This window comes from Pseudomonas sp. SWI44 (genome assembly GCF_002947915.1).
Classification (GTDB): Bacteria; Pseudomonadota; Gammaproteobacteria; order Pseudomonadales; family Pseudomonadaceae; genus Aquipseudomonas; species Aquipseudomonas taiwanensis.
The window spans coordinates 3,599,884-3,622,598 of the sequence record NZ_CP026674.1 but is presented as its reverse complement, the minus strand read 5'-3'; the positions used below and the strand labels follow the sequence as shown (position 1 = coordinate 3,622,598).

The following is a 22,715-nucleotide window of genomic DNA, read 5'->3' as shown; positions in this document are numbered from 1 at the left end:
AACTGACACATGCAATGGGAAGTTGTGATCGGGCTGGAGATTCATACCCAGCTGGCCACCCAGTCGAAGATTTTCTCCGGCAGCGCCACCACCTTCGGTTCCGAGCCGAACACCCAGGCCAGCCTGGTTGACCTGGGGATGCCCGGCGTACTGCCGGTGCTCAACCAGGAAGCCGTGCGCATGGCCTGCATGTTCGGCCTGGCGATCGACGCCGAGATCGGCAAGCGCAACGTGTTCGCGCGCAAGAACTACTTCTACCCCGACCTGCCCAAGGGTTATCAGATCAGCCAGATGGACCTGCCGATCGTCGGCAAGGGGCACCTGGACATCGCCCTGGAAGACGGCACCATCAAGCGTATCGGCATTACCCGTGCGCACCTGGAAGAAGACGCCGGCAAGAGCCTGCACGAAGATTTCAGCGGCTCCACCGGCATCGACCTGAACCGCGCCGGCACACCGCTGCTGGAAATCGTCTCCGAGCCAGACATGCGCAGCGCCAAGGAAGCCGTCGCCTACGTCAAGGCGATCCATGCTCTGGTGCGCTACTTGGGCATCTGCGACGGCAACATGGCCGAAGGTTCGCTGCGCTGCGACTGCAACGTGTCGGTGCGCCCGAAAGGTCAGACCGAGTTCGGCACCCGCTGCGAGATCAAGAACGTCAACTCGTTCCGCTTCATCGAACGCGCGATCAACAGCGAGATCCAGCGCCAGATCGACCTGATCGAGGACGGCGGCAAGGTGGTCCAGGAAACTCGCCTGTACGACCCGAACAAGGACGAGACCCGCTCCATGCGCAGCAAGGAGGAAGCCAACGACTACCGTTACTTCCCCGACCCAGACCTGCTGCCAGTGGTCATCGAGGACAGTTTCCTGGAAACCGTTCGCGCCGGCCTGCCGGAACTGCCACAGCAAAAGGTCGAGCGCTTCCAGAGCCAATACGGCCTGTCTGCGTACGATGCCAACGTGCTGGCCTCCAGCCGTGAGCAAGCCGACTACTTCGAAGAAGTGGCACGCGTTGGTGGCGATGCCAAGCTGGCCGCCAACTGGGTCATGGTCGAACTGGGCAGCCTGCTGAACAAGCTTGGCGTGGAAATCGACCAGTCCCCGGTCAGCGCCGCGCAACTGGGTGGCATGCTGCTGCGTATTCGCGACAACACCATCAGCGGCAAGATCGCCAAGACTGTGTTCGAAGCGATGGCCGCCGGTGAAGGCGATGCCGATGCCATCATCGAGAGCAAAGGCCTCAAGCAGGTCACCGACACCGGCGCTATCGACAAGATGCTCGACGAGATGCTGGCAGCCAATGCCGAGCAGGTCGAACAGTACCGCGCCGCCGACGAGGCCAAGCGCGGCAAGATGTTCGGCTTCTTCGTCGGCCAGGCGATGAAGGCGTCCAAGGGCAAGGCCAACCCTGGGCAAGTGAACCAATTGCTCAAAGCCAAGCTCGAAGGGTGATTGTTTTCCCCCTGTAGCCTGCGAGGGCCTGGCCCTCGTTCGCAGGTAAACCCGCTCCCACAGGACCGCGCCACGCTCAAGGGCAGCGCGCCCCTGGGGAGCGGCCCCACCGGCGAATGCAGTACCGGAGCATCCGACTTGCTAAAACGATCCCTCGGCACCCTCGCTCTCTTCTCCGTCCTGGCCGGCTGCGCCAGCCACGACATTGACCCCAGCGGTTACGATAAGACCGGCACCGCCTCCTATTACGGCGCTCGCCACCACGGCAAGCGCACCGCCAGCGGCGAACCTTTCAACCAGCATGGCCTCACCGCCGCCCACCGTAGCCTGCCCTTCGGCAGCCGCGTTCTGGTCACCAACCTGGCCAACCAACGCAGTGTGGTTGTGCGAATCAACGACCGTGGCCCGCACACGCGCGGCCGCCTGATCGACCTTTCACGTGCCGCCGCAGAAAAAATCGGCATGCTCCGTAGCGGAACGGCGCGAGTCCGGGTACAAGGTCTGAGCGACTGACTCGACTGGAGCCTCGACCATTTTCGACCTGGCCACCCTCCCCACCTTCAGCCTGCTGCAACTGGGCCTGGCCCTGCTATTGCTGATCGGCGGTGCCGAACTGATGGTGCGCGCCGCCCTGCGCCTGGCCCAACGCCTGCATGTGCGGCCGCTGATCATCGGCTTGAGCCTGGTGGCTTTCGGCAGCACCGCACCGCAACTGACGGTGAGCCTGCAAGCTGCCTATCAGGGCGCCCCGGACGTCGCCGTGGGCAGCGTGATCGGCAGCAACATTTTCAACGTGCTGGTCATTCTTGGCCTGGCGGCACTGATCATCCCCTTGCGGGTATCACGCCAACTGGTGCGCCTGGACATTCCGCTGATGATCGCCGCCAGCGCCTTGGTCTACGCGCTTGCAGCCAATGGTTACCTAGGCCGCCTGGAAGGCGGCCTGTTGCTCTTCGGCCTGGCGGGCTACCTGGCCATGCTCTGGCACCAGTCCCGCCACTATGCCCGCACCTACCCCGCGCCCAGCGTGGCCACGATCAGCACCCGGCGCTTCTGGTTTACCGTGACGCTGCAGATCCTGTTGGGCCTGGGCCTGCTGAGCCTGGCCGGCCACTTGATGCTGGAAGCTGCCGTCGAAGTCGCCACCGACCTGGGACTGTCCGAACGTATCATCGGGCTCACCGTGGTGGCCGTGTGCACCTCCCTGCCAGAACTGGCCACCGCAATGATCGCCGCCTTGCGCGGCGAACGGGAAATCGCCGTGGGCACGGTCGTCGGCAGCAATCTGTTCAACCTGCTCGCGGTGCTCGGCCTGACCGCGACGATTGCCCCCGAGCCGCTTTCGATCTCGCCCAACGCCCTGGCCTTCGACCTGCCCGTGATGCTGGGCGTCGCAGCCCTGAGTCTGCCGGTGTTCTATTCCGGCTACCGGATCACCCGCGCCGAGGGCCTGGTGTTCCTGTGCCTGTACCTGGCCTATGGCCTGCACGTGGTGGCATTCACCACAGGCATGCCACTGGCCGGCCGCCTGGAACGGCTGATGCTGTTCTATGTCTTGCCGGTGCTGGGCGTGGTGCTGCTGTACACCACGTTGCGCGCCTGGCGTCGCCAACACTAAGGAAAACAACATGGCCGAACACAACACCGGCGAACAGATTCGCCGCCAGGTGATGGGGGATGCATTCGTCGACCGCGCCCTGAACAACGCCACCGACTTTACCCAACCGCTGCAGGACTTCGTCAACCAACACGCCTGGGGCAGTGTCTGGGCTCGCGATGGGTTGCCGTTGAAGACCCGCAGCCTGATCACCCTGGCGACCCTGACGGCACTCAAGTGCCCGCAAGAGCTCAAGGGGCATGTGCGCGGGGCCTTGAACAATGGCTGTACGGTGGAGGAGATCCGCGAGGCGTTGCTGCATTGCGCAGTGTATGCCGGAGTACCCGCGGCGATCGATGCCTTCAGGGCAGCCCAGGAAGTAATCGACACCCACCAGGGTTGAACGATATATCGCCGTCACGCCGGCTCCCAACGTGCAGGAGCCGACGTGCCGGCGATAACGCCAGACCGTCTTACTTGGCTTGGCGCGCCTTCTTCATCTTGAAGGCCACCCACAACACAGCGATCCACGCCGGAATCAACAACACCGAGATACGAATCGGCGGGGTCAGGTACATCACCACCAGAATCAGCACGATGAACGCCAGGCACAGGTAGTTGGTCACCGGGTGACCCCAGCTGCGGTAGAACGGGTTGATACCCGCCGCCAGCTTGGCTTTGCGGAACTTCAGGTGGGTAATGCTGATGCTGGCCCAGTTGATCACCAAGGCCGACACCGCCAGGGCCATCAACAGACCGAAGGCTTCACCTGGCATCAGGTAGTTGATCAGCACGCACATGCCGGTGGCGAACGCCGACACACCCAGCGCCGTCAGCGGCACGCCACGACGGCTGACCTTGAGCAGCTGCCGCGGCGCATCACCCTGGCTGGCCAGGCCGAACAGCATGCGGCTGTTGGCGTACACACAGCTGTTGTAGACCGACAGTGCAGCCGTCAGCACCACGATATTGAGGATGGTCGCGACCAGATCGCTGTCCAGCTCGTGGAAGATCATCACGAACGGGCTGCCGCCCTGCACGACCTTCTGCCACGGGTACAGCGACAGCAACACTGCCAGTGCACCGATGTAGAAAATCAGGATGCGGTACACCACCTGGTTGGTCGCCTTGGGGATGCTCTGGCGTGGGTTGTCTGCTTCGGCGGCGGTAATACCCACCAGCTCCAGGCCACCGAAGGAGAACATGATCACCGCCAAGGCCATGATCAAGCCAGTCACGCCGTTGGGGAAGAAACCACCGTACTGCCACAGGTTGGCCACGCTGGCGTCCGGCCCGCCGTGGCCACTGCTCAACAGCCAGGCACCAAAGCCGATCATGCTGACGATGGCTACCACCTTGACCAGCGCGAACCAGAACTCCAGCTCACCATAGACCTTAACCTGGGTCAGGTTGATGGCGTTGATCGCCACGAAGAAGATCGCCGCCGTGGCCCAGGTGGGAAAATCCGGCCACCAGTACTGCACGTAGATGCCCACGGCCGTCAGCTCGGCCATGCCTACCAGCACGTACACCACCCAGTAGTTCCAGCCCGATACGAAACCTGCGAACTCGCTCCAGTACTGGTGGGCGAAATGGCTGAAGCTGCCGGCGACCGGCTCTTCGACCACCATCTCGCCGAGCTGGCGCATGATGAAGAAGGCCATGAGGCCGGCAATGGCGTAGCCCAGCAGCACGGACGGGCCGGCCAGCTGGATGGTTTGGGCAATGCCCAGGAACAGCCCGGTGCCGATGGCCCCGCCCAGCGCGATCAACTGGATATGGCGATTCTTCAGCCCGCGCTGTAACCGCTCGGGCGTGCTCTGGTCTTGCATGAAGTGTCCTTTAGTCAGGAGGCCGTGTTGTTGGAGTTGTTTGCAGTCAAGGATCTAGATCCATCCGCCCCACTGCAAGATGAAAATGCCAATGTTGGTGGTAATCGCCGCCATTAGTGTGGTGATCACGATGATAGAAGCCGCCAGCTCATGATTGCCGTTGGCCGCCCGGGCCATGACATAACTGGCCGCAGCGGTCGGGCTGCCGATGTACAGGAACAGGATGCCCAGCTCGGCCCCACGGAACCCGCACAACCAGGCACCCAGGGTGCCGATCAACGGCAGCCAGAGCATCTTCACCAGGCTGGCGTCGATCGCCAGCCTGCCGCTGTCACGCAGGGCCGCCAGCGACAGGGTACCGCCGATACAGATGAGCGCCAGCGGCAGGGTCATCTGCGCCAGGTAATCACCCGAAGTCAAAAGCCAGTTAGGCAGCGGTACTTGCCCGTACGCCATGGGAGTGGCCACCAGCACGCTGATGATCAACGGGTTGCTGAAGATGCTCTTGCAAATGCTCCAGGGGTCGGACTTCAGGTCGGGGCTGTACACCGCCAGCACCACCGCCGACAGCGAGTTGTACATGAGGATGACCAGCCCCGCGAGCACCGCCCCCAGCGAGATGCCGTAGTCACCGTAGAGACTGGCCGCCAGGGCCAGGCCAATGACCCCGTTGTTGCCACGAAATGCCCCTTGGGTATAGATGCCCCGGTCGGCCAGCGGGCTACGCCAGATCGCCATGCCCCAGGCCAAGGCGAAACCGACCAGCGTGGCGACGATGAAATAGAGGATGACTCCAGGTTTGACTGCCGAAGCCAGGTCGGCGTGGTAGATACCCAGGAACAGCAACGCCGGCATGCAGACGTTGAACACCAACTGCGAGGCGACGCGATTGAAGTTGTCGTCGATCAGGTGAATGCGTTTGAGCAACACGCCCATGAACAACATGGCGAACACCGGGGCCGTGATGTTCAGCGTCTGGATAAGAAGGGCGAGCATGCGCAAGCGATCCTGATGGGAGTTGCCGTTAGGTGGCTAATGATACGCCAACGCGTCAGGAAATGCGGGGATCGTGGAGGACTATCGCGGACGTTTCTGCCTTTGCTGGCCTCCTCGCGGGCAAACCCGCTTCACAGGGATGTGCACCCCGTGGGCGTGGGTTTACCCGCGAAAGGGGCGGTGCAGGCAGCAGGAGGTCAACGGCGGACCGGGCGCTTCTGCAATTTGCGCTGCAAGGTCCGGCGGTGCATGCCCAGCGCCCGCGCAGTGGCGGAGATATTGCCTTCGTGTTCGTTGAGCACGCGCTGAATGTGTTCCCACTGCAAGCGGTCGACCGACATCGGGTTTTCCGGCACCAAGGTATCGAGGTCGGTATGTTCCGAGAGCAGCGCCGCCAGCACATCGTCCGCGTCGGCTGGCTTGCACAGGTAGTTGCAGGCACCGCGCTTGACCGCCTCGACCGCCGTGGCAATGCTCGAGTAACCGGTCAGGATCACCACACGCATTTCCGGGTCCAGCTCCAGAAGCTTGGGCAGCAGCACCAGACCGGAATCGCCTTCCATCTTCAGGTCCAACGTGGCGTAGTCCGGCAAGTCCTGCTGGGCCAGAATCAGCCCTTCTTCAGCGGAACTGGCCGTGCTGACACGGAACCCCCGACGGCTCATGGCACGGGCCATGACCCGAGTGAAGGTGGCATCGTCATCCACCAGCAACAGGTGGGGCAATTCTTCGCCTTCGACCTGGTTTTCTTCGCTCATCTTTCATCTCCTCGCTTGCCATAGGGCAGGCGCAGTTCGGTCAGGGTGCCACCCTGTTCATGACTATAGAGTTTCACCGAACCGCCCGCACGGGTCACGCTGGCCTTGCTCAAGAACAGGCCCAGGCCGAAGCCTTTGCCCTTGGTGGTGATAAAGGGTTTGCCGATGGCCTCGGCAATGGCCGGCGGCACGCCCGGGCCATGGTCACGGATGCTGATGACGATGTCCTGGGCGTCCCAGTCCAAGCGCACTTCCAAGTCATCCGGACAGGCATCGGCGGCATTGTTCAGCAGGTTCAGCAGGGCCTGGGTCAAATCCGGCGGCGGGGTCAGGCGAGGCACCTGGCCGTCTCGCAGGCGCTGGAACCGGTAGCTGGCTTCCGGGCGCATCAGGTGCCAGCGGTTGAGCGCCTCGTCGAGCCAGGCGGTAACGTCCTGCTCGACCACCGCCATGCGTCGGTTGGCCTCGGCTGCCCGCACCAGTTGCTGCAGGGTTTCCTTGCACAGTTTGACCTGGTCCTGAAGGATCTGCAGATCTTCCTGCAGCATCGGGTCCGAATGGTCCTGGCGCATTTCATTGAGCAGGACGCTCATGGTCGCCAGCGGCGTGCCCAACTCATGGGCCGCGCCTGCCGCCTGGGTGGCCACGGCCAGCAACTGCTCGTCGCGCAGGCTTTCTTCCCGCCGCTCGGAACGCAGTTGCTCCTGGCGACGCAGCTCTTCGGCCATGCGGGCAGCGAAGAAGGTGATCACCGCTGCCGCCAGCGCGATGCTCAGCCACATGCCGTACACCTGCATCTTGTCCCGCGCCATCGGCAACCCTTCGAGCGGGTAGAACTGCACCAGCAACAGGCTGTAGGCCGTCAGCGCGATGCCAGAGAGAATCAGCGAGTAGAGCCATGGCAGGGTCACTGCGGCAATCGCCAACGGCACCAGGTAATACGACACGAACGGGTTGGTCGAGCCGCCCGAGTAATAAAGCAACGCACTGTGAATCAGCAGGTCACAGGCCAGTTGCAAGGCGTATTCCAGCTCGGTGACTGGCAGCGACAGGCGCAGGCGCAACGCGGTGAACGCGCACAGGATGGATGAGAGTGCCAACGTCGCCGCCAGCGAGAACCAGGGCAGCGGCAGCAGTTCGGTCCAGTAGGCGACGCCCACCGAGCCGGCCTGGGCAGCCAGGACCAGCACGCGAATGACGGTCAGGCGCCAGAGGTTCTGACGGGTAGCGGATAGCGGTTGTACGGCGGCGAGCATGAGCTCTCCTGATGAGTGCTCCAGGAAAATCGGCTGGAGTATACCGAAGCCAGGCGCTTCGCTGCAGCGATGCGGCAAAGCGCCACACTTTGTCACAGGTTCATGATGGCACTTTTGAACCCACTACACTGTTCCCGGTCTGATGGGCCATGCGTGGAAAGGAACGCCCAAGCCCACGCCTTTTATTGCCAAGGAGTCCTACATGCAAATTTCCCGTCGCGGCGCCGCCCTGGTCATGTCTTGCGGCCTGCTCGCCAGCTTGCCTGCACTGGCCGCCGATGAGCCACGCTACAACCAGGTGTCGCTGCGCGCCGAAGTCAGCAAGGAAGTCCCACGCGACTTGATGGTGGTGACCCTTTACAGCGAAGCGCAGAACACCGACCCAGGCAAGCTGGCCAAGCAGATCACCGAAACCCTGAACACGTCCATCCAGCAGGCCCGTCAGGTCAAGGACGTGAAGATCAGCCAGGGCAGCCGCAACAGCTACCCGGTATACGACAGTAAAGGCCAGAAGATCACCGGCTGGCGCGAACGTGCCGAGCTGCGCCTTGAGAGCGCCGACTTCCCGGCCTTGTCGCAGCTGACCGCCGACTTGCTGCAGAACATGAAAATGGGCGGCATGGACTTCTCCATCGCCGCAGCCACCCGCAAGGCCAGCGAGGATGCCCTGCTCAAGGACGCCGTCGAGGCCTTCAAGGCACGCGCCCAACTGGCCACCGAGGCCCTGGGTGGCAAGGGCTACAAGGTGGTCAGCCTGAACCTCAACAGTAGCGGCTACCCACGCCCGTACCTGCGTAGCGCGCCCATGGCGATGAAAGCCATGGGTGCCGACGAAGCGGCCCCGGCGCCGGACATCGAGGCCGGCACCAGTGAAGTCAGCATGAACGCCGATGGCCTGATCGAAGTGCAAATGCCCTGACCCATCCCTTGAGGGGCGCCATGCGCCCCTCTCGCGGCACAAAGCCGCACACGCAGCGCTCTAACTTAGTAATTTCAGACATTTCCTACGCACGAAAACGGTGCGTCCTACGTATCATCCCGCCTCGAAATAATCAGCAAAATGCCATCTTTCGGCCTGCGCAAACGTTCAACTTGCGTGAAAGTTACATGAATGCGACATCCATGTACGGTCGTACTACTTTTCTGGCGCCAACTATCCTCCTGACTGTTGCATTGGGAATACCCCCTGCATAAGTATCCGCAGGTCGGCTCACGAGGCCACCTCAACTGAAAAAAATGACAACAATGAGGCCACCATGCTCAAACACGCAGTCATTCCGTTCCTGGTCGGCGCAGGCTTGCTAGCCGGCGCCCCCTTCGCCCAAGCCGCATCCAACCTGGTGTTCTGCTCCGAGGGCAGTCCAGCCGGCTTCGACCCTGGGCAGTACACCACGGGAACCGACTTCGACGCCTCGGCTGAAACCGTGTTCAACCGCCTGACCCAGTTCGAACGCGGCGGTACCGCGGTCATCCCGGGGCTCGCGACCAAGTGGGAAGTGTCTGACGACGGCAAGACCTATACCTTCCATCTGCGTGAAGGGGTCAAGTTCCACACCACCGACTACTTCAAGCCAACCCGGGCGTTCAACGCCGACGACGTGCTGTTCACCTTCAACCGCATGCTCGACAAGAACCACCCCTTCCGTAAAGCCTACCCCACCGAATTCCCGTACTTCACCGACATGGGCATGGACAAGAACATCGCCAAGGTGGAGAAACTCGACGATCACACCGTGCGTTTCACCCTCAATGAGGTCGATGCCGCGTTCATTCAGAACCTGGCCATGAGCTTCGCCTCCATTCAGTCGGCCGAGTACGCCGACCAGTTGCTCAAGCAAGGCAAGGCCGCCGACATCAACCAGAAGCCCATCGGCACGGGCCCGTTCGTGTTCAGCAAGTACCAGAAGGACGCGCAGATCCGCTTCAAGGGCAACAAGGACTACTGGAAGCCTGAGGACGTGAAGATCGACAACCTGATCTTCGCCATCACCACCGATGCCTCGGTGCGCATGCAGAAACTGAAGAAGAACGAGTGTCAGGTCACCCTGTTCCCGCGCCCGGCGGACATCGAGCCGCTCAAAGAGGACAAGAACCTGCAGATGCCACAGCAGGCCGGTTTCAACCTGGGCTATATCGCCTACAACGTGATGGACAAGGTCAAGGGCAGCAACGAACCCAACCCGCTGTCCCAGCTCAAGGTCCGCGAAGCGCTGGATATGGCCGTGGACAAGAAGAAGATCATCGAATCGGTCTACCAGGGCGCCGGCCAGCTTGCCGTCAACGCCATGCCGCCGACCCAGTGGTCCTACGACGACAGCATCAAGGACGCCGCCTACGACCCGGAGAAAGCCAAGCAACTGCTCAAGGAAGCGGGTATCAAGGAAGGCACCGAGATCACCCTGTGGGCGATGCCGGTTCAACGTCCCTACAACCCCAACGCCAAGTTGATGGCCGAAATGCTGCAGTCCGACTGGGGCAAGATTGGTATCAAGGCCAAGATCGTCAGCTACGAATGGGGTGAGTACATCAAGCGTTCCAAGGGCGGCGAGCAGGGTGCGATGCTGATTGGCTGGAGCGGCGACAACGGTGACCCGGACAACTGGCTCGGTACCCTCTACGGTTGCGATGCCATTGACGGCAACAACTTCTCCAAGTGGTGCTACAAGCCCTATGACGACCTGATCAAGCAGGCCAAGGCCACCTCCGACCAGGGCAAACGCACCGAGCTGTACCAGAAGGCGCAACACATCCTCAAGGAACAGGTACCCATCACACCTATCGCGCACTCCACCGTGTATCAGCCAATGAGCGCCAAGGTGAAGGACTTCAAGATCAGTCCGTTCGCGTTGAACTCGTTCTACGGCGTCAGCGTAGACAAGTAGCACCGCAACCTTCGCCCCTTCCCCTACATGCAGCCCACCCCGACGCTACCCGCGTCGGGTTTGGGTCCCTGTTGCCGCAATTCGTACCCCGAGGCGGCGAGAACAGCTGGAAAAGGAATTGCCATGCGCCACGTTACCCGTCTTTCGACCCTGCTTGCCCTCAGCCTGCTGGCCCAGGCCCCTGCCCTCCAGGCCAAGAGCCTGGTGTTCTGCTCGGAGGGCAGTCCGGCAGGGTTCGACACAGCCCAGTACACCAGCGCCACCGACAATGACGCCGCCGAGCCGATCTACAACCGACTGGTCGAGTTCGAGCGCGGCGGCACAGCGGTACAACCCGCCCTGGCTACCCGATGGGAAGTATCCGATGACGGCCTGCGCTACACCTTCCACCTGCGCGAAGGGGTCAAGTTCCACGCCAATAAGGTTTTCACCCCAAGCCGCGACTTCAATGCCGAGGATGTGCTGTTCACTTTCAACCGCATGCTCGACAAGCAGCACCCGTTCCGTACGGCCTACCCCACTGAGTTCCCCTACTTCGTCAGCATGGGCCTGGACAAGAACATCGCCCGTGTCGAGAAAACCGACCCGCACACCGTGGTGTTCACCCTCAACCGCGTCGATGCCGCGTTCATCCAGAACCTGGCCATGAGCTTCGCCTCGATACTGTCCGCCGAGTACGCCCAACAACTGCTGGCCAGCGGCCGCCCCAGCGACATCAACCAGCAACCGATCGGCACTGGCCCCTTCGTATTCCAGCGCTACCAGAAAGACGCGCAGATCCGCTTCAAGGGCAACAAAGACTACTGGGCAGCGGATGAGGTCAAGATCGACAACCTGGTGTTCTCGATCAACGTCGACCCTTCGGTGCGCATTCAGAAGCTGCGCCGCAATGAATGCCAGGTCACCCTGCACCCGCGCCCGGCAGACCTGCCAGCGCTCAGGGGAGACGACCGGTTGCAGGTGCTCCGGCAACCTGGCTTCAACCTCGGCTACATCGCCTACAACACCCAACATCCACCGTTCGACCGGCTGGAAGTCCGCCAGGCCATGGACATGGCGGTGAACAAACAGGCGATTCTCCAGGCGGTGTATCAGGACTCCGGCCAACAGGCGGTCAACGCCATGCCGCCCACTCAATGGTCCTATGACCAAACCATCAAGGATGCCCCGTTCGACCCGGCCAAAGCCAAGGCCCTGCTGCAACAGGCCGGTGTCAAGGAAGGCACCGAAGTCACCCTGTGGGCCATGCCGGTGCAACGCCCCTACAACCCCAACGCCAAGCTCATGGCCGAGATGCTGCAGGCCGACTGGAGCAAGCTCGGCTTCAAGGTGCGCATCGTCAGCTACGAGTGGGGCGAGTACCTCAAGCGCATGAAGAGCGGTGAGCACGATATCGCCCTGATCGGCTGGACCGGTGACAACGGCGACCCGGACAACTGGCTGGGCACCCTCTACAACTGTGATGCCATCGGCAGCAACAACTACTCGCTGTGGTGCGACCCGCAGTACGACAGCCTGGTGAAGAAAGCCAAGCAAGTCACCGACCGCGCCGAACGCACGGCGCTTTACCAACAGGCCCAGCAGCGCCTCAAGCAGCAGGTGCCGATCACGCCGGTGGCGCATTCCACCGTCAACCAGCCGATCAGCGCCAAGGTCGCCGACTTTCGGGTCAGCCCATTTGGCCGCAACGACTTCTCGGGTGTGAGCATCGACTGACCTGCAACCGATACCGGTCCTATCGCCGGCAAGCCAGCGCCTGCACGGGCTGTGGCTGCTGGAGCCGGCTTGCCGGCGAGAAGGCCGGTACAGACGAAGAACATGCCCGGCGATCCCGTGGCAACCCTGGCAACACCGCAGCAAACACCCCAGCCCACGAGGCCTGGTGAGAACTAAAAGAAAAGAAAGGGAGCTTTACTTTGAAACGTTTCACGATAACCGCGCTGGCCTTATCCATCGGCACCTTCTGCGCCATGGCACAGGCCGAAACCCAGAGCCAGGACTACGTTCCGTTCAGCCTGAAAAGCACCAGCGAGCAGGACGATGCCAAAGGCTTCATCGACGGCCAGAGCCTATCCGGCAGCACCCGTAACTGGTACGCCCGCGAGCGCGCCACCCGCGCTCCGCTGTGGAAGTATTACAAGAGCGATGGCACCCGCCACGACACCCACAGCCGGGACAACTGGCTGCAAGGCACCATCCTCAACTACAGCTCAGGCTTCACCCAGGGCACCGTGGGCTTCGCCGTGGAAGCGGCCGGCTACAACGCCATCGCCCTGGAACAGGGCCGCGCGGCAGTCGCCGGCCCCAACAACCGTACCCTGACCCACAGCGATGGCGACCCCATCGGCCAGTGGAGCAAGATGGGCCTGGCCAACGTCAAGGCACGCGTGTCCAACACCACCCTCACCGTGGGCCGCCAATCCGTCGACACACCGATGATCGCCTTCATCGGTAACCGTGCCCTGCCATCGAGCTTCCAGGGTGCATTCCTGCACAGCGCCGAGTTCGACAACCTTTCGTTCGATCTCGGCACCTTCGACCGGGTCTCCCCGCGTACCGAGCAGAGCCTGAGCAAATTCCGCAGCGAGTACAGCGCCACCGGTGTCGAAACCGACCGTGCCAGCACCGCCGGGGTCAACTACCAGCCGCTCAAGAGCCTGACTACCAGCCTGTATGCCACCAAGGTCGATGATTTCTGGAACCAGTACTACTTCGGTGCCAACCACGTGCTGGGCGACAGCGCGGTGCTTAGCCTGACCACCGGCCTGAACTACTACAAGACCGTGGACGAAGGCAGCAAGAAGATGGGTGACATCGACAACGACACCTACAGCCTGTCGCTTGGCCTGACTCACCAGGCCCACACCCTCGCCGCCTCGTGGCAGCAGGTGAACGGCAACGAGTACTTCGACTACCTGCACGAGACCAACGGCATCTACCTGGCCAACTCGCTGCTGTCGGACTTCAACGGCCCGAACGAGAAATCCCTGCAGATTTCCTACGTACTGAACATGGCGCCCTACGGCGTGCCTGGCCTGAAGTTCAACCTGTACAACGCCCGAGGCTGGGGCATCGACGGTACTCACTACCGCGGCACCGCCTACGACGTGAATGGACTGGATGGCGAGACCCATTACGAGTGGGGGATCGGCACCAGCTACGCGGTACAGAGCGGGCCACTGAAAGACACCAGCATCCGCGCCACCTACACCGCGCACCGGGCCAGCAAGGCCCAGGGTGATGGCAGCCTGGACGAACTGCGTATCGTCACCACCATTCCGTTCAACATTCTGTAACCGCTGACGCCACGGCCCGCTCCACCTCGGGCCGTGGCGGCTACGCTGGAAACAATGCAAGCAGGGAGTTTCCATGAAATCGTTACCGCTCCGCGCTGCCCTCGCAGCGGTCATCCTGGGCAGTGCCACGCACCTGGCGGCCAAGCCGCTGGTGGTATGCACCGAAGCCAGCCCGGAAGGCTTCGACATCGTCCAGTACACCACGGCGGTCACCGCCGACGCCGCGGCCGAGACCGTATTCAACCGTCTGGTCGACTTCAAGCCCGGCACCACTGATATCCAGCCCGCCCTGGCCGAGCGTTGGGACGTCTCAACAGACGGCCTGACCTATACCTTCCACCTGCGCGAAGGCGTCAAGTTCCACACCACCGACTACTTCACGCCTACCCGCGATTTCAACGCCGACGACGTGCTGTGGAGCCTGAACCGCCAGCTCGACCCGAACCACCCGTGGCACGCCAAGAGCAGCGTCGGCTACCCATACTTCGAAAGCATGGCCTTCAAGGAACTGCTCAAGTCGGTGGAAAAGACCGACGATCGCACCGTGGTGATCACACTCACTCGACCGGAGGCACCGTTCCTGCGTGACATGGCCATGGCCTTCACCTCGATCTACTCCGCCGAATACGGCGACCAGTTGCTCAAGGCGGGAAAGACCGGCGACCTTAACAGCAAGCCCATCGGCACCGGTCCCTTCGTCTTCCAGCGCTACAACAAGGACGCCCAGGTCCGCTACAAAGCCAACCCGGACTATTTCCGCGGCAAGCCACCGGCCGACTCGCTGATCTTCGCCATCGCCACCGACAGCAACGTGCGCCTGCAGAAACTGCGCGCCAACGAATGCCAGGTGGCGTTGTACCCCAAGCCAGACGATGTGCCGTCGATCAAGGCGGACCCCAAGCTGAAGGTCGACGAGATCGAAGCACTGGTCACCGGTTACATCTCGATGAATACCGAGCACAAGTACCTGAGCGATGTGCGCGTGCGCAAAGCCATCAACATGGCCTTCGACCGCCAGACCCATGTTGACCAGCTATTCGGCAAGGGCAACGCACTGGTCGGCGTGAACCCCTACCCACCGACCATGATCGGCTACAACACCGACAACAAGAACCCGCCTCGCGACTTGGCCAAGGCCCGCGAGTTGCTCAAGCAAGCGGGTGTACCCGAAGGCACCGTGATCACCCTGTTCACCCGCAATGGCGGCGGCCCGACCAACCCCAACCCACGGCTGTCCGCCGAGATGCTGCAGGCCGACCTCAAGCAGATCGGCCTCAAGCTGGATATCCGCGTGATGGAATGGGCCGAGATGCTGCGCAGGGCGAAGAACGGTGAAGCCGACCTGGTGTCCACCGGGTGGGCCGGCGACAACGGCGACCCGGACAACTTCCTCAGTCCACTGCTCAGCTGCGATGCCGCCAAAAGCGGCGAGAACTACGCGCGCTGGTGCAACCCCAGATTTCAGGAGCTGATCACCCGCGCCCGCGAAGTGATCGACAACGACCAACGCGCAAGGCTCTATGCCGAGGCTTTGAAGGTGTACGATGACGATCAACCCTGGATCAGCATGGCCCATCCGAAGATGTTCACCGCCATGCGTGACAACGTGGAGGGTTACGTGATCAACCCTCTGACCAACAACAACTTCGCCACCACCAAGGTGAAGTAGAACAACAACGACCGCCGGGACCCCACACGGGCACCGGCGGCACTGCCCTGACCGGCTGATGAGGTACCTCCGACAATGTTGAGTTTTATTGCCCGGCGTCTAGGCCTGCTGATTCCGACCTTCTTCGGTATCACCTTGCTGACCTTCGCGCTCATACGCCTGATCCCCGGCGACCCGGTGGAAGTCATGATGGGCGAGCGCAGGGTCGACCCTGAAATGCACGCCCAGGCCATGGAACGCCTGGGCCTGAACAAGCCCCTGCCGGTCCAGTACCTGGACTACGTCGGCAAACTCGCCCAGGGAGACCTGGGCGAGTCGCTGCGCACCCGCGAAAGTGTCTGGACCGAGTTTCTCACTCTGTTCCCGGCCACCCTCGAACTGGCCTTCGCCGCCCTGGTGTTCGCCGGAGTCGTCGGCCTGCTGGCCGGGGTGATCGCCGCGCTCAAGCGCGGTTCGCTGTTCGACCACGGGGTGATGGGCATTTCCCTGGCCGGCTATTCCATGCCGATCTTCTGGTGGGGCCTGATCCTGATCATGTTCTTCTCCGTGAGCCTGGGCTGGACCCCTGTGTCGGGGCGTATCGACCTGCTCTATGACATCGAGCCGAAGACCGGCTTCATGCTCATCGACACATTGCTCAGCGACGAAGAAGGCGCCTTCAAGGATGCCGTGATGCACCTGATCCTGCCAGCCATCGTGCTGGGCACCATCCCGCTGGCGGTGATCGCCCGCATGACCCGCTCGTCGATGCTCGAAGTGCTGCGCGAGGACTACATCCGTACCGCCCGCGCCAAAGGCCTGTCACCGGCCCGCGTGGTCTTCGTGCACGGTCTGCGTAACGCGTTGATCCCTGTGCTGACGGTGTTCGGCCTGCAGGTCGGCACCTTGCTGGCCGGTGCGGTGCTCACCGAAACCATCTTCTCCTGGCCGGGCATCGGCAAGTGGCTGATCGAAGCCATCGGCGCCCGTGACTACCCCGTGGTCCAGAATGGCATCCTGTTGATTGCCTGCCTGGTGATTCTGGTCAACTTCGTCGTGGACATCCTCTACGGCCTGGCCAACCCACGCATCCGTCATCAGCGCTGAGGTCTTCGCCATGACTAGCCCGATTCCAAAATCCGTCACGCCGGCCAGCCCGGTGGACCAAAGCCTGCTCTACCCGTCACCGTACAAAGAGTTCTGGCAGGCCTTTTCACGCAACAAAGGTGCAGTGCTGGGCCTGGCCTTCATGTGCCTGGTGGTGTTTTGCGCTGTGTTCGCCCCATGGGTCGCGCCGCACGACCCCAGCGAGCAGTACCGCGACTTCCTGCTGACCCCTCCGGTGTGGCTCGAAGGCGGTACCTGGCAGTTCATCCTCGGCACCGACGAACTGGGCCGCGACTTGCTCTCGCGGTTGATCCAGGGCGCTCGGCTGTCGCTGCTGATCGGCCTGTCGTCGGTGGTGATGTCGCTGATCCCCGGTATCCTGCTCGGCCTGCTGGCCGGGTTCTTCCCGCAGATCCTCGGCCCTTCGATCATGCGCCTGATGGACGTGATGCTGGCCCTGCCCTCGCTGCTGCTGGCCGTGGCCATCGTCGCCATCCTCGGCCCAGGCCTGATCAACACGGTGATCGCCATCGCCATCGTGTCACTGCCGTCCTACGTGCGCCTGACCCGCGCGGCGGTAATGGGCGAGTTGAACCGCGACTACGTCACCGCCGCGCGCCTGGCCGGTGCCGGCCTGCCACGCTTGATGTTCGTCACCGTGCTACCCAACTGCATGGCGCCGCTGATCGTGCAGGCGACCCTGAGTTTCTCCTCGGCGATTCTCGACGCCGCGGCCCTGGGCTTCCTCGGCTTGGGCGTGCAACCGCCCACCCCGGAATGGGGCACCATGCTGGCTTCGGCACGCGACTACATCGAGCGCGCCTGGTGGGTGGTGAGCCTGCCCGGCCTGACCATTCTGCTCAGTGTGCTGGCAATCAACCTGATGGGCGACGGCCTGCGCGATGCGCTGGACCCGAAACTCAAGAACGCCGCCTGAGGAGAACGCCATGTCACTGTTGCAGATCAACAACCTGAACGTGCGCTTCGGCGACACCAATGCAGTACCCGTGGTGGACGGCCTGGACCTGGCGGTAGATGCCGGCGAGATCCTGGCCATCGTCGGCGAGTCCGGCTCGGGCAAGTCGGTGACCATGATGGCCCTGATGGGCCTGATCGACGCCCCCGGGCGTATCACTGCCGACGCCCTCACCTTCGACGGCACCGACATGCTCAAGCTCAGCGGCCGCCAGCGGCGCAAGGTGGTGGGCAAGGACATCGCCATGGTCTTCCAGGACCCGATGACCGCGCTCAACCCCAGCTACACCGTGGGCTACCAGATCGAGGAGGTGCTGCGCCAACACCTGGGCCTCAAGGGCAAGGCCGCTCGCCAGCGTGCCCTGGAATTGCTCAAGAAGGTCGAGATTCCGGCTGCCGAAAGCCGCCTGGACGCCTACCCGCACCAGTTGTCCGGCGGCATGAGCCAACGGGTGGCGATCGCCATGGCGATCGCCGGCGAGCCCAAGCTGCTGATCGCCGACGAGCCGACCACCGCCCTGGACGTGACCATCCAGGCGCAGATCATGGAACTGCTGGTCAACTTGCAGAAAGAGCGCAACATGGCGCTCATCCTGATCACCCACGACCTGGCCGTGGTGGCCGAAACCGCCAAGCGCGTGTGCGTGATGTACGCCGGGCAAGCCGTGGAAGTGGGCCAGGTACCAGAGCTGTTCGACGTACCCGCCCACCCTTACAGCGAAGCCCTGTTGGCGGCCATCCCCGAGCACAGTCTCGGTGCCGAACGCCTGTCCACGCTACCCGGCATCGTACCCGGTCGTTACGACCGCCCAGCCGGCTGCCTGCTGTCGCCGCGCTGCCCGTACGTGCAGGAAAACTGCCGGCGCCAGCGCCCACCCCTTGATCCCCAGGCGCATAGCCTGGTGCGTTGCTTCTATCCGCTGAACCAGGAGGTGGCGTGATGGCCGTCGTTCTTTCCGCTCGGGAGCTGACCCGGCATTACGAAGTATCGCGTGGTCTGTTCAAAGGCCACGCCCTGGTACGCGCCCTCAATGGCGTGTCGTTCGAGCTAGAGGCTGGCAAGACCCTGGCCGTGGTCGGCGAATCCGGCTGTGGCAAGTCGACCCTGGCCCGCGCCCTGACACTCATCGAAGAGCCCTCCTCCGGTTCGCTGCAAATCGCCGGCACCGAGGTCAAGGGCGCCAGCAAGGCTGAACGCAAGCAGCTGCGCCGCGATGTGCAGATGGTCTTCCAGAGCCCTTACGCGTCGCTCAACCCGCGGCAGAAAATCGGCGATCAACTGGCAGAACCGCTGTTGATCAACACCTCGCTGAGCAAGGCCGAGCGGCGCGAAAAAGTGCAGAAGATGATGGAACAGGTAGGCCTGCGTCCCGAGCATTATCAGCGCTACCCACACATGTTCTCCGGCGGCCAGCGCCAGCGGATTGCGTTGGCCCGGGCGATGATGCTGCAACCGAAGGTGCTGGTGGCGGACGAGCCAACCTCAGCGCTGGACGTGTCGATCCAGGCCCAGGTCCTTAACCTGTTCATGGACCTGCAAAGGGAGTTCAACACCGCCTACGTGTTCATTTCGCATAACCTGGCAGTAGTGCGCCATGTAGCGGATCAGGTGCTGGTGATGTACCTGGGCCGGCCGGCAGAGATGGGGCCGAAGGAGGATATCTACGAAAAGCCGCTGCATCCCTACACCCAGGCGTTGCTGTCGGCGACTCCGGCGATCCACCCGGACCCGCTGAAGCCGAAGATCCGCATTGCCGGCGAACTGCCCAACCCGCTGAACCCGCCAGAGGGCTGCGCGTTCCACAAGCGCTGCCCCTACGCGACCGAGCGGTGTGCCAACGAGGTACCGGCCTTCAGGCAGGTGGCCTCCCGGCAGGTGGCTTGCCATTATGCGGAGCAGTTTCTCTAGGCCCAGATAGCGCCCCTCGCCGGCAAGCCGGCTCCTACAGGCGCTGTAGGGGCCGGATTGTCGGCAATGGCCGTCTCAATGCATGAAGAACCAGATCAGAATGATCACTGGAATCGGCACCCCAATCATCCACAGCAGTATCGAGCGCATGGCTTTTCTCCTGTTCGGCGGTGAACAAACCGGTGCACGCGCCATGCCAGCGCCCGCGAAAACCCATAGCTATCCGAATCAACGGCTTACGCTGCCTGCCGCTTGATAGAACCGTGCAATATGCCGGACCCACGCCCTTGCACCTGGGTGTTCTGCAATGCACTATCCATTCATGACCGCCCTCACCCTCCCCGACGGCCCAGACCAGACCCCACGCACGGCTGACACGGTGCTGCGCTATCACCTGTGCTGGAAGCACCGCGACCTGGATGGCGTCATCGCGCTCTACCACCCTGACATCCAGTACCACGACTTTTTCCAGAATCGCGTGCTCGGCTACCACGAGCTGCGCGACTACGTGCGCGCCTGCCTGCCCCATGAGGCTGGCGAAGACATCGTCCATAGCGACCGCATCCGCGTGGACGGCTGCACCGCGTTCATCCAGTACCAGGTGACGGTCCAGGGCGGCGACGGCCTGGTGGCGTTCCAGTCCAGCGAGGCAATTACCGTCAAGGACGACCTGATCTGGCGAGTCAACGAATATGCCACCCTGGTGCGCCAGAATGGCCACAGCCCTGCCAGCGGCGGTTTGCGTCCTGCCACCAGCCGCTTGGGCCTGTCACCACGCCAACTGTCGACCATGGCTCAGGACCTTGAGCACTATTTCCAGCGCCAACGCCCCTACCTTGACCCGGAGCTGAATCTGCAACAGGTCGCCGACGCCAGCGGCTACAGCCGCAACCAGATCTCCTACCTGCTCAACCAGGTGCTCGGGCAGAGCTTCTATCGCTACGTCAACCAGGCCCGCCTGCAACACTTGATGGCGATCCTTGACCACGGCAGCGCCGACACGCCGATAGACGACCTGGCCTTCAATGCCGGCTTCAACTCACTTTCGGCGTTCTACAAAGCGTTTCGCGAACACACAGGCCTGACGCCCAAGGCGTACCTGAAGCAAAATTCCCTGCGTGCACGCACGTAAGACAGCCATCGTCGAACGCTACTAGGATCGCCCACAGACATTGATGGATGTGGAGCCGAACCCGATGCAACCCCTGCGCACGCTCAGCCTGTGGATGGACCAGCTCGACGAGCCACTGTGCGCGCGCCCCGCTCTGCGCGAAGACCTGGACGTCGATGTGTGCATCATCGGTGCGGGCTATACCGGCCTGTGGACCGCCTACTACCTCAAGCGGCAGGCGCCGCAACTGAGCATTGCTGTAATCGAAGCCAACATCGCCGGCTTCGGTGCCTCGGGGCGCAATGGCGGCTGGCTGATGGGCAACCTGCTGGGCGAGGACCGGTTGCTCGCCACGCTGTCACCGCAAACGCGCCGCGCCAGCATCGACCTGCTGCACGGCATTCCCGATGAAGTGCAAAGCGTGCTGCAACGCGAGGCCATCGACTGCGATTACCGTAAAGGTGGCGTCCTGTATTGCGCTGCGCGCTACCCCGAGCAGGAGCGCAACCTGCGCGCCTACCTTGATGACCTGTATCGCCAGGGCATGACCGAGGACGACTATCGCTGGCTGCGCCCCGAGCAGTTGGATGCCCAACTGCGGGTCAGCAATGCCTATGGCGCCATCTACAGTCCGCACACCGCGACGATCCAGCCGGCCAAGCTGGTGCGCGGCCTGGCCCGTGCAGTGGAAGCGCTGGGCGTGCCGATCTACGAGAACACCCCGGCCATCGACTGGCAGCCCGGTGCAGTTCGCTCGCCCCTGGCGCATATTCGCTGCCACTGGGTAGTGCCTGCCGTGGAGGGTTACGCCGCCAGCCTGCCCCCGCTGGGCAAGCACCAACTGCCGGTACAGAGCCTGCTGGTGGCTACCGAGCCTCTGCCGGAATCGACCTGGGAACGGATCGGCCTGTCCCAGGGCCAAGCCTTCAGCGAGAGCAGCCGCCAGGTCACCTACGGCCAACGCACCGCCGACAACCGCCTGGTGTTCGGCGCCCGCGGCGGCTATCGCTTCGGCGGTCGTCTGCGCGAGAACTTCAACCTGAACGATCAAGAGATCGAGCTGCGTCGCTACCTGTTCAGCGAGCTGTTCCCGCAGCTGGGACACGTACGGATCACCCATTCGTGGGGCGGCAACCTGGGCATGGCCCGGCGCTTCCGCCCGCACATGCTCTGCGACCGCCAGCGCGGTATCGCCCTTTCCGGTGGCTATGGCGGTGAAGGCGTCGGGGCCACCAACCTGGGCGGCCGCACGCTGGCGGCGCTGATTCTCAACCAGCACAACGAACTGACCGCACAGCCCTGGGTGCTGGACAACCGGCCCGTGTCGAGCCTGGCCAGCTGGCCGCCCGAGCCGTGCCGCTGGCTGGGCTACAACGCGATCATCCAAAGCTTCGTCCACGAGGACCGGACCCTCGCCAACCCCGCCAGCGCGCCCTGGAGGCGGCGCCTGGCCAGCTCGCTTGCGGACTTCATGGAAGGCTTCATGCACTGATTACCTTCACCCTACACAGGATCCACCGGTCATGAGCATCACCCAGTTCAAACACACCGAAAGCGCCGTGCTCGACACCTCCAGCCCGGTTGCGGTGCCACTTGGCGAACCCGTAGCAGTGACCTCGGTCACCTGCGTCGAGCGCAGCGATGGTGTCGAAACCGGCATCTGGGAGTGCACACCCGGCCGCTGGCGACGGCAGATCGTGCAACAGGAGTTCTGCCATTTCATCAAAGGCCGCTGCACCTTCACCCCCGATGGTGGCGAGCCCCTGTCCATAGAAGCCGGAGATGCCCTGATGCTACCGGCCAACAGCACAGGTACCTGGGACATCCAGGAAACCGTGCGAAAAACCTACGTCCTGATTTTCTGATCCGCTGATCGCCTGCCTTCGATAACAA

General features: G+C 62.7%; 21 protein-coding genes. 17 read left to right on the top strand and 4 right to left on the bottom strand.

Annotation, left to right across the window (positions count from 1 at the left end; all coding sequences use genetic code 11):
• Window positions 1-9 precede the first annotated feature (9 nt).
• From gatB to C4Q26_RS17035, 4 genes are all read left to right on the top strand, one after another.
• Window positions 10-1,455: an Asp-tRNA(Asn)/Glu-tRNA(Gln) amidotransferase subunit GatB gene (gatB, locus tag C4Q26_RS17050; protein WP_023382164.1), complete on the top strand. Its 1,446-nt coding sequence runs from the start codon at window positions 10-12 to the stop codon at window positions 1,453-1,455.
• Between the two features lie 138 nt (window positions 1,456-1,593).
• Window positions 1,594-1,968: a septal ring lytic transglycosylase RlpA family protein gene (locus tag C4Q26_RS17045; protein WP_023382165.1), complete on the top strand. Its 375-nt coding sequence runs from the start codon at window positions 1,594-1,596 to the stop codon at window positions 1,966-1,968.
• Window positions 1,969-2,029: 61 nt separating this feature from the next.
• Window positions 2,030-3,073 carry a calcium/sodium antiporter gene (locus C4Q26_RS17040; protein ID WP_027906590.1) on the top strand — a complete coding sequence of 348 codons (1,044 nt, stop codon included), beginning with the start codon at window positions 2,030-2,032 and terminating at the stop codon, window positions 3,071-3,073.
• A 10-nt stretch (window positions 3,074-3,083) separates the two neighbouring features.
• On the top strand, window positions 3,084-3,455 hold the full coding sequence (locus tag C4Q26_RS17035) for a carboxymuconolactone decarboxylase family protein (protein WP_023382167.1): 372 nt from the start codon (window positions 3,084-3,086) through the stop codon (window positions 3,453-3,455).
• 70 nt (window positions 3,456-3,525) lie between these two features.
• Here C4Q26_RS17035 and C4Q26_RS17030 read toward each other — a convergent pair whose 3' ends face one another.
• From C4Q26_RS17030 to C4Q26_RS17015, 4 genes are all read right to left on the bottom strand, one after another.
• Window positions 3,526-4,884 carry an amino acid permease gene (locus C4Q26_RS17030; protein ID WP_023382168.1) on the bottom strand — a complete coding sequence of 453 codons (1,359 nt, stop codon included), beginning with the start codon at window positions 4,882-4,884 and terminating at the stop codon, window positions 3,526-3,528.
• A 54-nt stretch (window positions 4,885-4,938) separates the two neighbouring features.
• Window positions 4,939-5,880: an AEC family transporter gene (locus C4Q26_RS17025; protein ID WP_023382169.1), complete on the bottom strand. Its 942-nt coding sequence runs from the start codon at window positions 5,878-5,880 to the stop codon at window positions 4,939-4,941.
• A 197-nt stretch (window positions 5,881-6,077) separates the two neighbouring features.
• Window positions 6,078-6,638, bottom strand: coding sequence for a response regulator transcription factor (locus tag C4Q26_RS17020; RefSeq protein ID WP_016391130.1), 561 nt, complete (start codon window positions 6,636-6,638; stop codon window positions 6,078-6,080).
• Window positions 6,635-7,894 carry an ATP-binding protein gene (locus tag C4Q26_RS17015; RefSeq protein ID WP_023382170.1) on the bottom strand — a complete coding sequence of 420 codons (1,260 nt, stop codon included), beginning with the start codon at window positions 7,892-7,894 and terminating at the stop codon, window positions 6,635-6,637. The genes C4Q26_RS17020 and C4Q26_RS17015 overlap by 4 nt, the downstream gene beginning before the upstream one ends.
• A 202-nt stretch (window positions 7,895-8,096) precedes the next feature.
• Here C4Q26_RS17015 and C4Q26_RS17010 point away from each other — a divergent pair, with 202 nt between their 5' ends.
• The 13 genes from C4Q26_RS17010 (at window position 8,097) to C4Q26_RS16955 (ending at window position 22,687) form a co-directional block, all read left to right on the top strand.
• Window positions 8,097-8,813 (top strand): SIMPL domain-containing protein, encoded by a 717-nt coding sequence (locus tag C4Q26_RS17010; protein ID WP_023382171.1) that lies wholly within the window; start codon window positions 8,097-8,099, stop codon window positions 8,811-8,813.
• 337 nt (window positions 8,814-9,150) lie between these two features.
• The gene (locus C4Q26_RS17005; RefSeq protein WP_023382172.1) at window positions 9,151-10,776 is read left to right on the top strand and encodes an ABC transporter substrate-binding protein; all 1,626 of its coding nucleotides are present in this window, start codon (window positions 9,151-9,153) and stop codon (window positions 10,774-10,776) included.
• A 123-nt stretch (window positions 10,777-10,899) separates the two neighbouring features.
• On the top strand, window positions 10,900-12,492 hold the full coding sequence (locus C4Q26_RS17000) for an ABC transporter substrate-binding protein (protein WP_104881313.1): 1,593 nt from the start codon (window positions 10,900-10,902) through the stop codon (window positions 12,490-12,492).
• Between the two features lie 200 nt (window positions 12,493-12,692).
• Window positions 12,693-14,072, top strand: coding sequence for an OprD family porin (locus tag C4Q26_RS16995; protein WP_023382174.1), 1,380 nt, complete (start codon window positions 12,693-12,695; stop codon window positions 14,070-14,072).
• Between the two features lie 73 nt (window positions 14,073-14,145).
• Window positions 14,146-15,741, top strand: coding sequence for an ABC transporter substrate-binding protein (locus C4Q26_RS16990; RefSeq protein WP_104883343.1), 1,596 nt, complete (start codon window positions 14,146-14,148; stop codon window positions 15,739-15,741).
• A 75-nt stretch (window positions 15,742-15,816) separates the two neighbouring features.
• Window positions 15,817-16,827 carry an ABC transporter permease subunit gene (locus C4Q26_RS16985; RefSeq protein WP_023382176.1) on the top strand — a complete coding sequence of 337 codons (1,011 nt, stop codon included), beginning with the start codon at window positions 15,817-15,819 and terminating at the stop codon, window positions 16,825-16,827.
• Window positions 16,828-16,837: 10 nt separating this feature from the next.
• Window positions 16,838-17,764 (top strand): ABC transporter permease subunit, encoded by a 927-nt coding sequence (locus C4Q26_RS16980; protein WP_023382177.1) that lies wholly within the window; start codon window positions 16,838-16,840, stop codon window positions 17,762-17,764.
• Between the two features lie 10 nt (window positions 17,765-17,774).
• The gene (locus tag C4Q26_RS16975; RefSeq protein WP_023382178.1) at window positions 17,775-18,743 is read left to right on the top strand and encodes an ABC transporter ATP-binding protein; all 969 of its coding nucleotides are present in this window, start codon (window positions 17,775-17,777) and stop codon (window positions 18,741-18,743) included.
• Window positions 18,743-19,711 (top strand): peptide ABC transporter ATP-binding protein, encoded by a 969-nt coding sequence (locus C4Q26_RS16970; protein WP_023382179.1) that lies wholly within the window; start codon window positions 18,743-18,745, stop codon window positions 19,709-19,711. The genes C4Q26_RS16975 and C4Q26_RS16970 overlap by 1 nt, the downstream gene beginning before the upstream one ends.
• An 82-nt stretch (window positions 19,712-19,793) precedes the next feature.
• Window positions 19,794-19,967, top strand: coding sequence for a hypothetical protein (locus tag C4Q26_RS28125; protein WP_162144434.1), 174 nt, complete (start codon window positions 19,794-19,796; stop codon window positions 19,965-19,967).
• A gap of 51 nt (window positions 19,968-20,018) precedes the next feature.
• The gene (locus C4Q26_RS16965) at window positions 20,019-20,843 is read left to right on the top strand and encodes a nuclear transport factor 2 family protein (protein WP_177429835.1); all 825 of its coding nucleotides are present in this window, start codon (window positions 20,019-20,021) and stop codon (window positions 20,841-20,843) included.
• 64 nt (window positions 20,844-20,907) lie between these two features.
• A complete protein-coding gene (locus C4Q26_RS16960) occupies window positions 20,908-22,314 on the top strand; it encodes an FAD-binding oxidoreductase (RefSeq protein WP_027906594.1) in 1,407 nt (468 codons plus the stop codon).
• 31 nt (window positions 22,315-22,345) lie between these two features.
• The gene (locus C4Q26_RS16955) at window positions 22,346-22,687 is read left to right on the top strand and encodes a cupin domain-containing protein (protein WP_023382182.1); all 342 of its coding nucleotides are present in this window, start codon (window positions 22,346-22,348) and stop codon (window positions 22,685-22,687) included.
• The last annotated feature ends 28 nt before the right edge of the window (window positions 22,688-22,715 follow it).